Origin of the sequence: Herbaspirillum robiniae (assembly GCF_002213415.1) — a bacterium.
Classification (GTDB): Bacteria; Pseudomonadota; Gammaproteobacteria; order Burkholderiales; family Burkholderiaceae_D; genus Herbaspirillum; species Herbaspirillum robiniae.
On the sequence record NZ_NJGU01000014.1, the window covers coordinates 99297 to 114857 of the forward strand.

At 67.9% G+C, this 15561-nt stretch carries 12 protein-coding genes; 9 read left to right on the forward strand and 3 right to left on the reverse strand.

Annotated features, from left to right (window positions below; translation table 11 throughout):
• Window positions 1-33 precede the first annotated feature (33 nt).
• The 7 genes from CEJ42_RS21660 to CEJ42_RS21690 all read left to right on the forward strand — a co-directional run bounded on the left by CEJ42_RS21660 (window position 34) and on the right by CEJ42_RS21690 (window position 9305).
• The gene (locus tag CEJ42_RS21660; protein ID WP_088752503.1) at window positions 34-435 is read left to right on the forward strand and encodes a DUF2917 domain-containing protein; all 402 of its coding nucleotides are present in this window, start codon (window positions 34-36) and stop codon (window positions 433-435) included.
• Window positions 436-556: 121 nt separating this feature from the next.
• On the forward strand, window positions 557-1285 hold the full coding sequence (gene lipB, locus CEJ42_RS21665) for a lipoyl(octanoyl) transferase LipB (RefSeq protein WP_420840791.1): 729 nt from the start codon (window positions 557-559) through the stop codon (window positions 1283-1285).
• A 32-nt stretch (window positions 1286-1317) separates the two neighbouring features.
• Window positions 1318-2310, forward strand: a complete 993-nt coding sequence (gene lipA / locus CEJ42_RS21670) for a lipoyl synthase (RefSeq protein ID WP_088752504.1) — start codon at window positions 1318-1320, stop codon at window positions 2308-2310.
• A 199-nt stretch (window positions 2311-2509) separates the two neighbouring features.
• The gene (ribA, locus tag CEJ42_RS21675; RefSeq protein ID WP_088752505.1) at window positions 2510-3193 is read left to right on the forward strand and encodes a GTP cyclohydrolase II; all 684 of its coding nucleotides are present in this window, start codon (window positions 2510-2512) and stop codon (window positions 3191-3193) included.
• 125 nt (window positions 3194-3318) lie between these two features.
• Window positions 3319-4482, forward strand: coding sequence for a CobW family GTP-binding protein (locus CEJ42_RS21680; RefSeq protein WP_088752533.1), 1164 nt, complete (start codon window positions 3319-3321; stop codon window positions 4480-4482).
• A gap of 184 nt (window positions 4483-4666) precedes the next feature.
• Window positions 4667-7507: a bifunctional diguanylate cyclase/phosphodiesterase gene (locus tag CEJ42_RS21685; protein ID WP_088752506.1), complete on the forward strand. Its 2841-nt coding sequence runs from the start codon at window positions 4667-4669 to the stop codon at window positions 7505-7507.
• A gap of 211 nt (window positions 7508-7718) precedes the next feature.
• Window positions 7719-9305 (forward strand): EAL domain-containing protein, encoded by a 1587-nt coding sequence (locus tag CEJ42_RS21690; RefSeq protein WP_129587815.1) that lies wholly within the window; start codon window positions 7719-7721, stop codon window positions 9303-9305.
• On the opposite strand, the gene CEJ42_RS21695 is transcribed toward CEJ42_RS21690, so the two are convergent.
• On the reverse strand, window positions 9292-10227 hold the full coding sequence (locus CEJ42_RS21695; RefSeq protein WP_088752508.1) for an AEC family transporter: 936 nt from the start codon (window positions 10225-10227) through the stop codon (window positions 9292-9294). The two genes, CEJ42_RS21690 and CEJ42_RS21695, sit on opposite strands and share 14 nt — an antisense overlap.
• 93 nt (window positions 10228-10320) lie before the next feature.
• On the reverse strand, window positions 10321-11025 hold the full coding sequence (locus CEJ42_RS21700) for a GntR family transcriptional regulator (RefSeq protein ID WP_079217452.1): 705 nt from the start codon (window positions 11023-11025) through the stop codon (window positions 10321-10323).
• A 207-nt stretch (window positions 11026-11232) separates the two neighbouring features.
• Between CEJ42_RS21700 and mnmC1 the strand changes: the two genes are divergently transcribed.
• Window positions 11233-13206 carry an FAD-dependent 5-carboxymethylaminomethyl-2-thiouridine(34) oxidoreductase MnmC1 gene (mnmC1, locus tag CEJ42_RS21705; protein WP_088752509.1) on the forward strand — a complete coding sequence of 658 codons (1974 nt, stop codon included), beginning with the start codon at window positions 11233-11235 and terminating at the stop codon, window positions 13204-13206.
• 395 nt (window positions 13207-13601) lie between these two features.
• Here the strand turns inward: mnmC1 and CEJ42_RS21710 are convergent, their stop codons facing one another.
• Window positions 13602-13943 (reverse strand): YXWGXW repeat-containing protein, encoded by a 342-nt coding sequence (locus CEJ42_RS21710; RefSeq protein ID WP_079217454.1) that lies wholly within the window; start codon window positions 13941-13943, stop codon window positions 13602-13604.
• Between the two features lie 379 nt (window positions 13944-14322).
• Between CEJ42_RS21710 and CEJ42_RS21715 the strand changes: the two genes are divergently transcribed.
• The gene (locus CEJ42_RS21715; RefSeq protein ID WP_079217455.1) at window positions 14323-15540 is read left to right on the forward strand and encodes a low temperature requirement protein A; all 1218 of its coding nucleotides are present in this window, start codon (window positions 14323-14325) and stop codon (window positions 15538-15540) included.
• Window positions 15541-15561 lie beyond the last annotated feature (21 nt).

Here is a 15561-nt window from a genome sequence, read left to right on the forward strand (position 1 = left end):
GCTTGCCCGGCGCAACAGGAAAAGGAGCCTGCCATGCAAATTCCATTATCAAATGAACCAGAACCGCTGAGCCTGGAGAGCGGCCAGACCCTGGCCCGCCGGCTGCAATCCCCGGTGCGCGTGCGGGTGCGCTGCGGGCTGGTGTGGCTGACGGTGGAGGAGGGCGGCGCCGACGTCTGGCTCAGCCCGGGCCGGGATTTCGTGTTTCACGGGCGCGGGCTGGCGGTATTCGAGGCGGTCCGGGGCTGCGCCGAGTTCGAGATCCTGCCGCTGCCGGGTTTCTGGGCGCGCCTGGCGGGCGCCCTGGCGCGCCGCGCAAAGCGCCCGGCGCCTGCCGCACCGCCGGCCTGCTGCGCCGCCGCCCGGGATGCCGGCGCGCTGGAGCCGGTGCGCATTACCCGCCTGCTGCCGCGCGGGCTGATCCGCTGGTTCTGAGCCACGGGTCCTGACCCGCTTGGCGCCGATCCAACGAAAAGTGTTTCCGCCAGGGCAAGTTTTCGCCCCAAAACCGCTGCCGCGCCGACGGCGCCGGCGGAAGTTCGCTACACTGGCGGACATGCAGACAGCAATACAAACCGCCAGCGAGCAGGCCGCGCCAGCCATTGCCGCCGTCCTGCCCGGCCAGGGCGCCAGGCCGGGCCTGCCGCAGGTCATGCAGCGCGGCGTCGAGCCCTACGAGGCCAGCTTCGCCGCCATGCGCGCCTACACCGACGCGCGCACCGCCGATACCCCCGACCAGCTGTGGATCGTCGAACACCCTCCGGTCTACACGCTTGGCCTGGGCGCGGACCGCGCCCACGTATTGAATCCCCATGACATCCCGGTGGTGCAGACCGACCGCGGCGGCGAAGTCACCTTCCACGGCCCCGGCCAGGTGGTGATCTACCTGCTGATGGACCTGCGCCGCCACCGCAGCGGCGCGCGCCTGTTCGCGCGCGAATTCGTGCACAACATCGAGCAGGCGGTGATCGACGTGCTGGCGGCGTATAATCTCGCCGGTGAACGCAAGCAGGGCGCGCCGGGCATCTATGCCGCCGACGGGCCGTGGCAGGGCGCCAAGGTAGCCGCGCTGGGCTTGAAAATCCGCGGCAACGGGTGCACCTACCATGGGGTGTCGCTCAACGTCGACATGGATTTGGCGCCGTTTTCCTGGATCAACCCCTGTGGCTATGAAGGCCTGGCCACGGTCGACATGAAGACCCTGGGCGCCGCGAATGCCCGCCTGGCAGACGTTCAGGCGCTGCTTGCCGAGAAACTGATCGCCCGCTTCGCGGGCATGGCTTGAGCCCGCAGATGTACCGGGCCGGAAATACCGAGATGACTACCGAAACCACTCCAGCAGCAGATCCTTCCAGCAACGCCGCCAATGCCGCGCGCGTCAATCCGCTCGACAAGCAGAAGGGCGCCGGCAAGACGGCCTGGATCCCGATCAAGATCGTCGCCGCCGAGAAGCTGAAGAAGCCGGACTGGATCCGCGTCAAGGCCGGCTCGCCGACCACGCGCTTCTACGAGATCAAGGACATCCTGCGCGCCAATAACCTGGTGACGGTGTGCGAGGAAGCCTCCTGCCCCAACATCGGCGAATGCTTCGGCAAGGGCACCGCGACCTTCATGATCATGGGCGACAAGTGCACCCGCCGTTGCCCGTTCTGCGACGTCGGCCACGGCCGTCCCGATCCGCTTGACGTCAACGAGCCGGAAAACCTGGCCAAGACCATCGCCCAGCTCAAGCTGTCCTACGTGGTGATTACCAGCGTCGACCGCGACGACCTGCGCGACGGCGGCGCCGGCCACTTCGCCGAGTGCATCCGCCGCGTGCGCGAGCTGTCGCCGGAAACCCGCATCGAAGTGCTGGTGCCCGACTTCCGCGGCCGCATGGACCGCGCGCTGGAAATCCTGAAGATGGCGCCGCCGGACGTGATGAACCACAACCTGGAAACCGCGCCGCGCCTGTACAAGGAAGCGCGCCCCGGCTCCGACTATCTGTACTCCCTGAGCCTGCTCAAGCGCTTCAAGGAGCTGCATCCCGAGGTGCCGACCAAGTCCGGCATCATGGTCGGCCTGGGCGAGACCGACGAGGAAGTGCTGCAGGTCATGCGCGACATGCGTGAGCACAACGTCGACATGCTGACCATCGGCCAGTACCTGAGCCCCAGCGGCGACCACTTGCCGGTGCGCCGTTACGTGCACCCCGACACCTTCAAGATGTATGAGGAAGAGGCCTACAAGATGGGCTTCGTGCACGCCGCCGTGGGCGCGATGGTGCGTTCCAGCTATCACGCGGACCAGCAGGCGCATGGATTGGTGTAATCCGTTTTTCGCCTGAATCGCCCGTTCAGCCCCGCCCATGGCGGGGCTGAGTCGTTTCTGGCCGTGCCCGCCGGGGCCGGGCCGGCTTGCAAAGCGCATAGTCGCCATCATCTGCAGGTCCTGAAATAAACCCGGCCGCAAGGTAAGATACGCGGTTCACCGCATCCGCTCACCGAATACGTACTGAAAGCAGGTTGTCATGTCGTCACCGATCCAGCCCGGCGCCGTTCCGGAAGAAAAACTCGAATTCGTCAGCTCGTGCAAGCTGCCCATGCCGTGGGCGACGTTCGAGCTGCATGCCTTCTATGACGAAGTTTCCGGCAAGGAACACCTGGCCCTGACGCTGGGCGACGTCGGCAACGGCGAGCCGGTGCTGGGGCGCGTGCATTCGGAGTGCCTGACCGGCGACGCGCTGTTCTCGCAGCGCTGCGACTGCGGCGCCCAGCTGGAAGCGGCGCTCAAGAAGATCGCCAAGGAAGGCCGCGGCGTGCTGTTCTACCTGCGCCAGGAAGGGCGCGGCATCGGCCTGCTGAACAAGATCCGCGCCTATCACCTGCAGGACCAGGGCGCCGACACGGTAGAGGCCAACGAGCGCCTGGGTTTCCCGGCCGACATGCGCCGCTACACCATCGTGCTGCCGATGCTGGCGCACCTGAAGATCACCAGCCTGCGCCTGATGACCAACAACCCGCGCAAGGTGAAGGCGCTGGAAGACAACGGCATCCCGGTGGCCGAGCGCCTGCCGCTGATCGCCAACCACAATCCGTTCAACATCGGCTACCTCGGCACCAAGGCGCGCAAGCTGGGCCACCTGCTGCCGGGCATGGGCAAGGCCGAAGAGACCCCGGCCAAGGTGCCGCTGGACGCCCACGACAACGAGTGAGCGAGCAAGAATTCCCGAGACGGACCCCGCGCGGTCCGTTTTTTCATGGTGCGCGGCCCTCTTGACGCATGCGGTAGCATGGAGGCGACGCACCTTATCCATCCCCGAATTCCCGAGCATTGACCATGAACCCATCCGTACCCGCCGGCGATGCGCCGATTCCCGTTTCGCTGCTGACCGGCTTCCTCGGCAGCGGCAAGACCACGCTGCTGAACCACCTGATCGCCCAGCCCGAGATGAAGGACACGCTGGTCATCATCAACGAGTTCGGCGAGATCGGCCTGGACCACCTGCTGGTGGCGCACAGCCAGGAAGACACCGTGGTCGAGATGAGCAGCGGCTGCCTGTGCTGCACCATCCGCGGCGACCTGAAGAAGACCCTGAAGGACATCACCTGGCGTTTCGCCGAAGGCGGCCAGCGCCGCTTCAACCGCGTGGTCATCGAGACCACCGGCCTGGCTTCGCCGGTGCCCATCCTGCATACGCTGATGACCGACGCCTTCATCGCCTCGCGCTATCGCCTGGATGGCGTGATCGTCACGGTCGACGCCGTCAACGGCATGTCCACGCTGGACAACCACGTCGAGGCCGTACAGCAGGCCGCGGTGGCGGACCGCCTGCTGCTGACCAAGACCGACCTGGCCGACGCCGCCGGCCTAGAGGCGTTGCAGCAGCGCCTGCGCGCGCTCAATCCGACGGCGCGCCAGCTGCAACCGCAACACGGCAAGATCTCGCCGGCCGAGCTGCTGGACGCGGGTTTGTTCAAGCCGGGCGAGAAGATGCCGGACGTGGCGCGCTGGCTCAACGAAGAGGCCTTCGCGGAGAAAGAGGCACACGCCCATCATCATCACGGCCATGACCACCATCACCACGATCACGGACATGGACACGGGCACCACCACGACGACCACGCGCACGACGTCAACCGTCACGACGACCATATCCGCGCCTTCTGCTTCAGCTTCGACGAGCCCATCGACCCGGTGCTGTTCGACGAATGGCTGAGCCTGCTGGTGGGCTTCAAGGGTCCCAACATCCTGCGCATCAAGGGCATCCTCAACCTCAAGGGCGAGGACAAGCCGACCGTGATCCACGGCGTGCAGCACATCTTCCACCCCACCGTGACGCTGCCGGAATGGCCGTCCGAGGATCGCCGCAGCCGCATCGTGTTCATCACCCGCGACATCGAGCAGGCCACCATCGCGCGCTCCTTCGATGCGTTCATGCAAGCGCAGACGATAGAGCGCGAAGCGCGCGAAAAACAACAGTCCTCCCCCTACGGCTATTGAGGCAGGCGCCGCGCCCCCGTCGCGCGGCCCGCTTGGCTGGCTCACGGGAATTTCCCTGTGGAAAATTCCCGTGCGGCCGGAAGCCCCCGATTTGTTGTCTGGACAATAAAAATAAATCGAAGCTTTTCGATAAATAGGCATCCGGCAGATTATTATCAGGGGGTATACAGATAACGAATCGGTTATGCAGCGTGTGATCAACAAGCTGGGGGCAACGTTGTCGGCATCACTCACGCTGATGTTGGGACTGTGCGCAACCACGGCAGTCTTTGTCGCCACCAGCCACCTGGAAGATGATGCGGTCAACCTGGACTTCGAGCGCCGGGCGGCCTTGCGCGCCTTCACGATCCAGCGCGGGCTGGAAGAGGCGGTCCAGGTGCTGTCTGTCATCAACCATTTCCACGCCACCGTAGGCGACCCCTCGCGCGAGCAGTTCCGCGCCTTCACCCGGCCGCTGCTGGAACGTTATCCCTACGTGCGCGCCTTCGGCGTGCAGCGTTTCGTCTCCGATGAAGACCGCCTGGTCTTCGAAGCCCTGCGCCAGGGCGCCGTCCCCGATTTTCAGATCACCGCCTTCGTCGACGGCAAGCTGCAGCGCGCGCCGCAGCAGCCGTCCTACCTGGTGGTCGACTACGTGGAGCCGGTCAAGGGCAATGAAGCCGCGCTCGGGCTGGACCAGACCGGCAACCCCATCGTCATGAAGACGCTGGACATCGCCTTGAGCACCGGCCGCCCGGCCTCCACCATGCCGATGCGCCTGGCCCAGGCCGGCCCCGACGAGCGCGGCCTGCTGGTGCTGCAGCCGGTGTACCGCGGCGGCGAGCAGCCGGCCAGCCTGGAAGAGCGGCGCGCCGCCCTGGTGGGCGACACCTCGGCCGTGCTGCAGGCCACCGAACTGGTGCAGAAGATCCTGGAAGGCGCCGGCCTGCTGGAAGACCGCGAGATCGGCGTGCGCATCTTCGTCGGCCCGCAGGCCGACGACAGCAACCTGGTCTACCTCCACGAGAGCGCCCCGAACGCGGGCCACTGGCTGGACCAGCTGCTGGCGCTGGGCAGCCTGTTCCAGCGGCCGTCCAACACCATGACCAGCTTCGACATCGCCGGCCAGACCTGGCACATGGAAATCAGCATCCCGCCGCGCTCGGTGTTCGCCGACCACTACGGTTCGCTGCTGATCCTGCTGGTGGGCGTGATCGCCTCGCTGCTGGGCGCGGCCTACATGCGCGCGCTGTCGATGCGCTCGCACCGCGTGCAGCAGCTGGTGGAAGACAAGACCGCCGAGCTGCGCCACACCAATGCGCTGCTGTCCGACGACATCAAGGCGCGCCGCCTGGCCGAGAGCGCGCTGCAATTGCGCCACCAGGCCATCGAGGCCAGCGCCAACGCCATCCTGATCCTCTCGGCCCAGGCGCCCGAATACGCCATCGAGTACGTCAACCCCGCCTTCGCCCGCATCACCGGCTACAGCCCGTCGGAGGCGGTGGGCAAGAGCATCCGCTTCCTCGAAGGCCGCGACAGCGACCTGGAAGGCTTCGAGACCGTGTGGATCGCCATGCGCGAGAAGCGCGAGCACAACGTCATCCTGCGCAACTACCACAAGGACGGCTCGGAGCTGTGGAACGACTTCTACATCGCGCCGGTGAAGGATGACGCCGGCGCGGTGACGCACTACGTGGCCGCGCTCTACGACATCACCTCGATGAAGCGCTACGAGGCCGAACTGGAGTTCCAGGCCAGCCGCGACACCCTGACCGGCCTGATCAACCGCCACATGCTGCGGCACCACCTGGAGCAGGCCATCGGCGCGGCCGAACGCCAGAAGCAGGCGCTGTGGGTGGTGTTCGTCGACCTCGACCGCTTCAAGTTCGTCAACGACACGCTGGGCCACAAGGCCGGCGACACCCTGCTGCGCACGGTGGCCGGCCGCCTGCGCGCGGCGGTGCGCGAGGCCGACACGGTGGCGCGCCTGGGCGGCGACGAATTCATCATGATCCTGCCCGAGCAGGACGAACTGACGCTGGACACCCGCAGCCTGCAGCGCATCATGGATGCCGTGGCCGCGCCGATCACGCTGGGCGGGCACACGCTGTTCATGACCTGCAGCGTGGGCGTGGCCTGCTATCCGGCCGACGGCACCGACGGCGAGACCCTGATCAAGCATGCCGACATCGCGATGTACCGCGGCAAGCAGACCGGCCGCAACAATTTCCAGTTCTACACCCCGGCCATGAACGAGCAGGCGCTGGAGCGCCTGCGCATCGAAGGCGACCTGCGCAGCGCGCTGGACAACGGCGAGTTCCTGCTGCACTACCAGCCCAAGGTGGACCTGGCCAGCGGCGAAGTGGTGGGCTGCGAGGCGCTGATCCGCTGGCAGCATCCGCAGCTGGGCATGGTGTCGCCGGCGCGCTTCATCGGCCTGGCCGAAGAGACCGGCCTGATCCTGCCCATCGGCGCCTGGGTGCTGCGCACGGCCTGCACGCAATGCCGCCAGTGGCAACTGGCCGGGCATGAAGACATCAGCGTCTCGGTCAACCTCTCGGTGGGCCAGTTCCTGCAGAAGGATCTGGTCTCCTCGATCGCCGACGCGCTGGAAGACACCGGCCTGCCGCCCGCTTCGCTGGAGCTGGAACTGACCGAAAGCCTGATGATGACCGACGTCGAGCACGCCATCGGCATCCTGGCCGGCCTCAAGGAGCTGGGCGTGCGGCTGTCGATCGACGACTTCGGCACCGGTTATTCCTCGCTGGCCTACCTGAAGCGTTTCCCCATCGACGTGCTCAAGATCGACCGTTCCTTCGTGCGCGACATCACCATCGACGCCGACGACGCCGCCATCACCGCCTCCATCATCTCGCTGGCGCGCCACCTGAAGCTGCGCGTGATCGCCGAAGGCGTGGAGACCGACGAGCAGCTCGACTACCTGCGCCACTACGGCTGCGACGAGATCCAGGGCTACCTCTTCAGCCCGCCGGTGCCGGCCGAGAAGTTCGAGCAGATCCTGAAGCAGGAGCGCGTCTCGATCTGAGCCGCAAAGCCCGGTCAGGGCGCAATATTGCCATCTGATCAATGCACCGGCGCCATGCCGCCGGGCAAATAATGGGTTTCCTGCCGGAACTCAAGTGCCAGGGCTGATCCCCCGCCATCCCTCCACGTCCGCCTGCCGTGCGCGCCTGCCATGTCTCCATGGCGGCGCGTGGCCGCCCGACGAGTCCGGAGCCCATGCCGGAGGTGAAACCGTGATCAAGGCCCGCTACATCCCCATCGCCGCGGCCGCCGCGCTCGGCGTCGCCGCGTTGCTGCTGCCGGTCTGGATCGGCTGGAGCTGGTCCTGGCAGCGCACCCTGTCCGAGGAGCGCGGGGAGCTCAACCGGGTCGGCGCCCAGGTCGCCTACCAGGGCCACGCCATCCTGCGCCAGGCGGCCGAGACCCTGCGCTACTTCCAGCAGCTGCGCCTGCCGCCCTGTTCCGACGCCCATATCGCGCGCATGCGCGCCAGCACCATCGGCACGCGCATGGTCGACGAGATCGGCTACTACCGCGACGGCCGGCTGGCCTGCAACACCTGGGGCCGGGTCGGCGAGACGGTGATGCTGGAGGCCGCCTTCACCCTGGTCGAACCCAACCTGCAGCTGCGCGCCGCCAGCTTCTCGCTGGCCAGCCCGGCCGAGCGCATGATCGGGCTGTATTCGCGCGGGCACTATGTCTATATCGAGCCCGGGCGCTTCGTCGACGTGCCGCTGGAGGGCGATGTGCAGGTGGCCGTCTTCAGCGTCGCGGGCGACCCCATCGTCGGGCGCAACGAGCCCGACTGGGCGGCGGCGCGTCGGGTTGCCGGCGGCGCCCGGGCGCACGATGACCAGCGCCTGTTCAGCGCGCTGGCCGATCGCGATTTCAAGATCGTGGTGTCGACGCCGATGGCGCGCGTCCAGGCCAGGCTGCGGCACGAGCGCCTGGCCCTGCTGCCGTTGTCGCTGCTGGCCTGGGCGCTGGCCCTGGCGGCGATTGCGACGTGGCTGGGGCGCCGGCTGTCGCTGGTGGGGGAGTTGCGCACGGCCCTGGCGCGCGGCGACCTCGCCGTGCACTACCAGCCCATCGTCGAACTGCACACCGGGCGCTGCCGCGGCGCCGAGGCGCTGGTGCGCTGGCGCCATCCTTCCGGGCGCTGGATCGCGCCTGAAGAGTTCATCCCGCTGGCCGAGCGCCACGGCATGGCCGGGCGCATCACCCGTCACGTGCTGCGCACGGTGCTGGCCGACATGGGCGCAATGCTGCGCGCCGACGCCCAGCTGCATATCGCGCTCAACCTGAGCCCGCAGGACATGCGTGACGGCGTGGCGCTGGACACCCTGTCCGCGACCCTGGTCGGCACCGGCGTCGCATGCCGGCAGATCTGGCTGGAGGCGACCGAGCGCGGCTTCATGGACGTCGACGCGGCGCGACTGGCGATGGCGCGTGCGCGCCAGCGCGGGCATGTGGTGGCGATCGACGATTTCGGCACCGGCTATTCCAGCCTGTCCTATCTGCAGGCCTTGCCGCTGGATGTGCTCAAGATCGACAAGTCCTTCGTCGACAAGATCGGCACCGACTCGGCCTCCAGCACGGTGATCAACCACATCATCGAGATGGCGCGCTCGCTGCGCCTGATGATGGTGGCCGAAGGCATAGAGACGCAGGAGCAGGCCGACTGGCTGCGGCGCCATGAGGTCGGCTTGGGGCAGGGATGGCTGTTCGCCCGCGCCATGCCGGCGCAGGACTTCATCGCCTTTTTGCGCGAGCGCGAATACGCCGGCCTGCAGCCTGAGGCCGCGCTCAGCGGTGGCTGATCCAGGCCAGGATCAGCGCGATGGTAGGCAAGGACAAGGTGGTCGAGATCAGGATGGCGCGCGACATGCCCGCCACCTCGCGCTGGTACAGCTCGGCCAGCATGAAGGGGCCGGTGCCGATCGGCATGGCCGCCAGCAGCACCGCGCTGTCGGCCCACAGGCGCGGCAGCGGGAAGATCCAGTACGCCAGCAGCGCCGTCACCGCCGGCTGCAAGAGCAGCTTGAAGGCCACCAGCAGCGACACCGAGGCGCCTTCGCCGTGCTTGACCGGCTGCGCCAGGAACAGCCCCAGCGAAACCAGCGCGCAGGGGCTGGCCGCGCCGCCCAGGATCTTGAACAGCTGCTGCACGCCGCTGGGGATCTGCAGGCCCGTGAGCGCCACCGCGATGCCGGCCACCGGCGCGATCATGATCGGGTTGCGCAGCAGCGAGCGGCCCACCTTGGAGACCGTGCGTCCCAGCCCGGCGTGGGCGTGGATGCAGGTCTCCAGCAGCACGATGGCCACCGCGAACAACAGGCAGGCCGTCATCACCATGGCGATCACCGAGGGCGGCAGGCCGTCATGGCCGAAGGCCAGGTAGCACAGCGGAATGCCGATGAAGCCGACGTTGGCGTAGGAGGTGCCCAGGCTGTCGATGATCACGTCGGGCGCGGCGGCCTTCTGGCGCATGCGGATCCAGGTGGTCAGCAGGAACACGATGGCCACGCCGGCGGCGAACACGCCGATGAAGCGCAGGTTGGCGAAGTCCGACGGCGTGAGCCGCGACATCGAATCGAACAGCAGCGCCGGCAGCCCCAGCCAGATCACGAAGCGGTTCAGTTCGCTGGCCGCGCCCGCGGAGAGGATGTTGCGCTTGCGGCAGATCCAGCCGAGGAAGATCAGCGAGAAGATCGGGAAGACGATATTGAAGATGGCGAGCATGGCAGCGCGCAGCCGGGCTGCGCCAAGGGTGAGGCAAAAATGGGGAAGCGCGCCGGCGCACCGGCACACCGGCGCAGCGCAGGTGGGGGCGGGTCAGGCCTGCTTTCTCTTGCCGGCGTATTCCTCGCCGGTGAGCACATGCGCCAGGTGTTCGGCGGCGCTCTCGGCGTGCTGGCGCGCCAGCTTGTCGGCCACCGCCGGCTTGCCGTCGATGATGGCCTGCAGGATGGCTTCGTGCTCGTCCCACACCGCGATGTGCGAACGCACGTCGGAGGACAGGATGGCGCCCATGGCGCGCCGGATGTGGTGCCAGTGCAGGGCGGTGGTTTCGCCCACCATGGGGTTGCCGCAGCTGCGGTAGATGAACTGGTGGAAGTTCATGTCGGCCACGATGCGCGCCGAAAGATCCTTCATGTCGGTGGCGTCGCGCCCGGCCTGGATCAGGGCGCGGCCTTCGCGTTCGCCGGCGGCGTGCAGTTCGCGGTCCTGCTTCCAGCGCTCGGCGGTCTCGCGCGCGGCCAGGCCGTCCAGCACCGAGCGCACCTGGTAGAGCTGCATCAGTCGGCGCGGGTCGAGCGCGGTCACCATCACGCCCTTGCGCCCGGCCTCTTCGATGAAGCCCTGGCGCTTGAGCAGCTGGAAAGCCTGCAGGATGGGCTGGCGCGACACGCCCAGCTGTTCGGCCAGTCCCTCCTGGGTGATTTTTTCGTTGGGGGCCAGCGTGCCCGAGCAGATCGCATCCAGGATGGCGTTGTAGACCTGCTCGATCAGCTGTGCCGGCGCGTCGATTTTGTACATGGTGCCGCCGCTGCGGATAAGGTGTGGATCGGTGCGAAACGACTATCGCGAAGGCGGCCCGGCTGGCGGGAAATCCCCCTGGATCATCGTTTTCGTGTTCTGTATGCAGATTATTGCTGCGCCGCAGCTTTGTCAAGCCGCAAAGCCCCGCGGCGGGGCGCGGCGTAGAATGGCGGCCTCTACACCGTACCGATCATAGCCGCACCGATGCCAGCCCGTCCCCTCATTCCCGCTTCCGAAGAACTGCTGGCCCTGTGGCGCGCCGACCCGGCCGCGCATGACGCCGACTTCGTCGCGCGCCTGCTGGAGGCGCCCCAAACCGGCCTGCAGGCCAGCCTGCAAACGCAGGACGCGGTGACCGTGCTGGACCTGCATTTCGGCGCCGGGCTGGGCTTTTTGCAGACCTGGCGCTGCTTCGACCGGCTGCGCGGGCAGGGCGCGGCGCGGCTGCATTACGTCACCATCCAGCCGCATCCCTGCACGCCCGACCAGCTGGCCGCGCTGCACGCCGACTGGCCCGGGCTGGCGACGCCCGCGCGCCGGCTGCGCGAGGCCTGGCCGCAGCTGCTGCCGGGCACGCACCGCCTGCTGCTGGACGATGGCCGCGTGACGCTGACGCTGGTGTTCGGCGCGCTCGACGAAGAGCTGGCGCGGCTGGAAGCGCCGGCCGACCTGTTTTACCTGCACGGCCGGCAGCAGGCGTTCGACCCGGCCGCCTCCGACTGGAATGCGCATGCCTGCAAACGGCTGGCGCGCCTGGCCTGGACCGGCGCGCGCGCGCTGGTGTTCGAGGGCGGGCAGGCGGCCGCCGCGATGCGCCAGGTCGGGTTTGCCGGCGACGTCGTGGAAGGCGCGCTGGCCATGGGCTATGCGCCCGGCTGGGGCCGTCCGCCCTCGCACGTGGCCGCGGCCGACACGCCGCTGCTGCGCCGTCCTCCGCATGCACGCCATGCGCTGGTGATCGGCGCCGGGCTGGCCGGCGCCGCCGCTGCGGAGCGCCTGGCCGCACGCGGCTGGCGCATCGACCTCATCGACGCCGGCCCCGAGGTCGCCACCCGCGCCTCGGGCAATCACGGCGGCCTCTTCATGCCGGCGCTGGCGCGCGACGACAGCCCGCTGGCGCGGCTGACCCGCGCGGCATTCCTGTTCGCCGCCGACCGCCTGCGCCAGCTGGGCGGCGTCGGCACGCACGAGGGCGCGGCGATCGCCGGCGAGGCCTGCGGCATCCTGCAGTTCGGCCGCGACGCCAAGCAGGCCCTGTCCTTCGAGCAGGGCGCGGCGCAATGGAACTACCCGGCCCGCTATGCGCGCTGGATGAGCGCCGACGACACCCGCGCGCTGCTGAGCATGCCGACCATGGGCGGCGGTTATTTCTTCCCGGAAGCGGGCTGGCTCAACCCGCCCTCGGTGTGCCGGCGCCTGCTGGCGGCGGCGCGCGAACAGGCCGAGGTGACGACGCACTTCGGCCGCACCGTGGCGGCGTTGCGGCGTGAAGAGGGACATTGGCTGGCCCTGGATGAACAGGGCGAGGTGATCGCGCAGGCGCCGGTGGCGATCCTGGCCGCAGGCGCGCAGGCGCGCACGCTGGCGCAGAGCGCGGCCCTGCCGCTGAACGCCGTGCGCGGCCAGGTCACGCATCTGCCGGCGCAGGGCTTTCCCGAGCTGCCGGTGGCGCTGTGCGGCGACGGCTACCTGACCCGGCCCTACGCCGGCCGCATCTGCATGGGCGCCAGCTACGACCGCGACGACGATCCGGCGCTGCGCGCGTCCAGCCACGCGGAGAATCTCGACCGGCTGCAGCACATGCTGCCCGATATCGCCGGGCGTTATGCCATGCCCGAGGTCGCCGATACCGCAGATGCTGCCGCCATGCCGCTGCAAGGTCGCGTAGGCTTTCGCTGCATCGCGCCGGACCGCCTGCCGCTGGTGGGCGCCTTGCCCGACCTGGACGACAGCGCCGCCACGCCGACCCGGCTGGACGCGGTGCCGCGCCATCCCGGCCTGTATGGCTTGCTGGGCTACGCCTCGCGCGGCCTGATCTGGGCGCCGCTGATGGCTGAACTGCTGGCCGCCTCGCTGGAACGCGAACCGCTGCCGCTGCCGCGCGATCTGCTGGCGGCGCTTGACCCGGGGCGGTTCGCGCTCAAGGGCGCGGCGACCGGCGTTGCGTCGGAAGAGTAAATTCAGGCGCCCGCATTTTCCTGCCACCTGTCATCCCGGCTCAGGCCATGATCCAGCGGCGTTGGTCATGTTTGGGCGGTGCTTGAACGCCGCTGGGTCCTGACTTTCGTCAGGACGACGGGGATGGGGGGATTGAGCCTTCGGTTGTGCGAGTTCGTCCGCTGTCCGTCATCCCGGCGAAGGCAGGGATCCAGTGGCGTTGGTCATGCCTGGACGGTGCTTGAACGCCGCTGGGTCCTGACTTTCGTCAGGACGACGGGGATGGGGGATTGTGCCTTCGGTCGTGCGAGTTCGTCCGCTATCCGACATCCCGGCGAAAGCCGGGATCCAGTGGCGTTCGTTGCGCCCCGGCGAACCGGGTCAACGAACCCTGCCGCTCATGTCGGCCCGCCCGGTCAGCGCGCCCAGTGCCCCGGCACGAAATGCCATCCCCCGCGCGGACCCTGCTGCCAGTGCGCCGGGTCATAGCGCGCATAGCCGCGGCGCATACGTTCCCAGTGGCCGCCGGTCCAGACGTGGCGATGGCCGTCCCAGGCCCAGTAGCCCGGCGCCCAGGCGTATCCGCGGCGCGGCGGGGGCGCGGCTTCGTAGCGTGGCGGCGGCGGTGCGGTGCCGATGCGCACATTGACCGAGCCGACCACCTGGGCCTGGGCCGCGGGCGCCGCGGCCACGGTGGCGCCGACGGCGGTCAGCGCGGTGAGAAAGGCAAAAGCGAGGCGGGTTGTTGTGGTTTTCATGATGGACTCCTGCTGGTCTGTATGGACGGATGACGCATGGATGAATTGCCGCGGTTCAATCAGGAGATGTCGTTTGCATCCCGAATGACCGTGAGACCAATGTAGAAGTCCGTCGAACTTAAATCTGTAATTTTGTGTATCCAGTTGTGTCGCCTTTTCCCGTCGCCGCGCGCGGAGAAAGCGTTGCCGATTAGCCGCACCGGATCACAAAAATCAGTGAAAGCCGCAGCGCCGATATTGTTGGCGCGGGGCCGCGCATGCGACGATATTCCACAGCCTGCAAAGAAATCGAATAAACCAAAAGCCTTTCGTAACAAGCCTCGGCGTACTGTTACTTGCCAGCCTGTCCGCCGCCGCCGTTTTTTCCGGAAACCGCGCCATGAACCGACCCAGCCATCCGCAACACCACCACCGCTCCGCCTCCCTGCTGCGCGTGCGCGACGGCCACGAGGCCCGGGTGTCCTTCGTCGAGCTGTTCTTCGACCTGATCTACGTATTCGCCGTCACCCAGCTCTCGCACAACCTGCTGGAGAAACTGACGCCCGAGGGCGCGATCCAGACCCTGGTGCTGTGGTTCGCCGTCTGGCTGGCGTGGCAGTACACCGCCTGGGTCACCAACTGGTTCGATCCGGAAGCGCTGCCCATCCGCAGCCTGCTGTTCGCCATCATGCTGGTCGGCTTGGTGATGGCGGCCGCCTTGCCCGAGGCCTTCGGCGAGCGCGGCCTGGTGTTCGCCGTCGCCTATGCCGCGATCCAGGTCGGGCGCACGCTGGCGGTGCTGGCCAGCCTGGAGCGCGGCCACGAACTCGCCGCCAACTTCCGTCGCATGCTGGGCTGGCTGTCGATCTCGGCGGTGCTGTGGATCGCCGGCGGCCTGTTGCCGCAATACCGCCTGGGTTTGTGGATCGCCGCCGTGGCCTGCGAATACGTCTCGCCGATGACCGGCTTCTGGCTGCCCGGCCTGGGCCGCTCGCGCACCGACGACTGGACCATCGAAGGCGGCCACCTGGCCGAGCGCTGCCAGCTGTTCGTCATCGTCGCCCTGGGCGAAACCCTGCTGATGACCGGCGCCACGCTGGCGCACGCGCATGAATGGGAGATCCCGGTGTTGATTGCGTTCGCCGTCACCTTCCTGGGCGCGGTGGCGATGTGGTGGATGTACTTCGACACCAGCAGCAAGGACGGCAGCGAAGCCATCGTCGAGGCCGACGACCCCGGCCGCATCGGCGCCTATTTCCACTACGTGCACGTGGCCATCGTGGCCGGCGTGATCCTGTGTGCGGTCGGCAACGAGCTGGTGATCGCCCATCCGGACCAGCGCATCGACGGCCTGCATGCCGCGGTGCTGATCCTCGGCCCCGCCATCTATGTGCTGGGCAACGGCATCTACAAGCAGGTCGTCTACGGCCGCTTCCCGCTGTCGCACGTCGCCGGGCTGGTGCTGCTGGCGATCCTGGCGCCGGCCTCCTTCTTCACCGACCTGCTGATGGTGAGCGGGCTCAGCACCGCCGTGCTGGTCCTGGTAGCGGGATGGGAGGCCTGTTCGCGGCGTGCTGTGCACATGGCCTACCTGGACGAGCACGCTGCGGATTTCTGAGGCGCCTGCGTTTGCGCCGGC

Bases quoted from the DNA above. Each gene is read 5' to 3' on its own strand.
- CEJ42_RS21680 (WP_088752533.1), top strand. From the start codon at position 3,319: ATGAACCCATCCGTACCCGCCGGCGATGCGCCGATTCCCGTTTCGCTG.
- mnmC1 (WP_088752509.1), top strand. From the start codon at position 11,233: ATGCCAGCCCGTCCCCTCATTCCCGCTTCCGAAGAACTGCTGGCCCTG.
- lipA (WP_088752504.1), top strand. From the start codon at position 1,318: ATGACTACCGAAACCACTCCAGCAGCAGATCCTTCCAGCAACGCCGCC.
- CEJ42_RS21715 (WP_079217455.1), top strand. From the start codon at position 14,323: ATGAACCGACCCAGCCATCCGCAACACCACCACCGCTCCGCCTCCCTG.
- CEJ42_RS21660 (WP_088752503.1), top strand. From the start codon at position 34: ATGCAAATTCCATTATCAAATGAACCAGAACCGCTGAGCCTGGAGAGC.
- CEJ42_RS21710 (WP_079217454.1), bottom strand. From the start codon at position 13,943: ATGAAAACCACAACAACCCGCCTCGCTTTTGCCTTTCTCACCGCGCTG.
- CEJ42_RS21685 (WP_088752506.1), top strand. From the start codon at position 4,667: ATGCAGCGTGTGATCAACAAGCTGGGGGCAACGTTGTCGGCATCACTC.
- CEJ42_RS21700 (WP_079217452.1), bottom strand. From the start codon at position 11,025: ATGTACAAAATCGACGCGCCGGCACAGCTGATCGAGCAGGTCTACAAC.
- lipB (WP_420840791.1), top strand. From the start codon at position 557: ATGCAGACAGCAATACAAACCGCCAGCGAGCAGGCCGCGCCAGCCATT.
- CEJ42_RS21695 (WP_088752508.1), bottom strand. From the start codon at position 10,227: ATGCTCGCCATCTTCAATATCGTCTTCCCGATCTTCTCGCTGATCTTC.
- ribA (WP_088752505.1), top strand. From the start codon at position 2,510: ATGTCGTCACCGATCCAGCCCGGCGCCGTTCCGGAAGAAAAACTCGAA.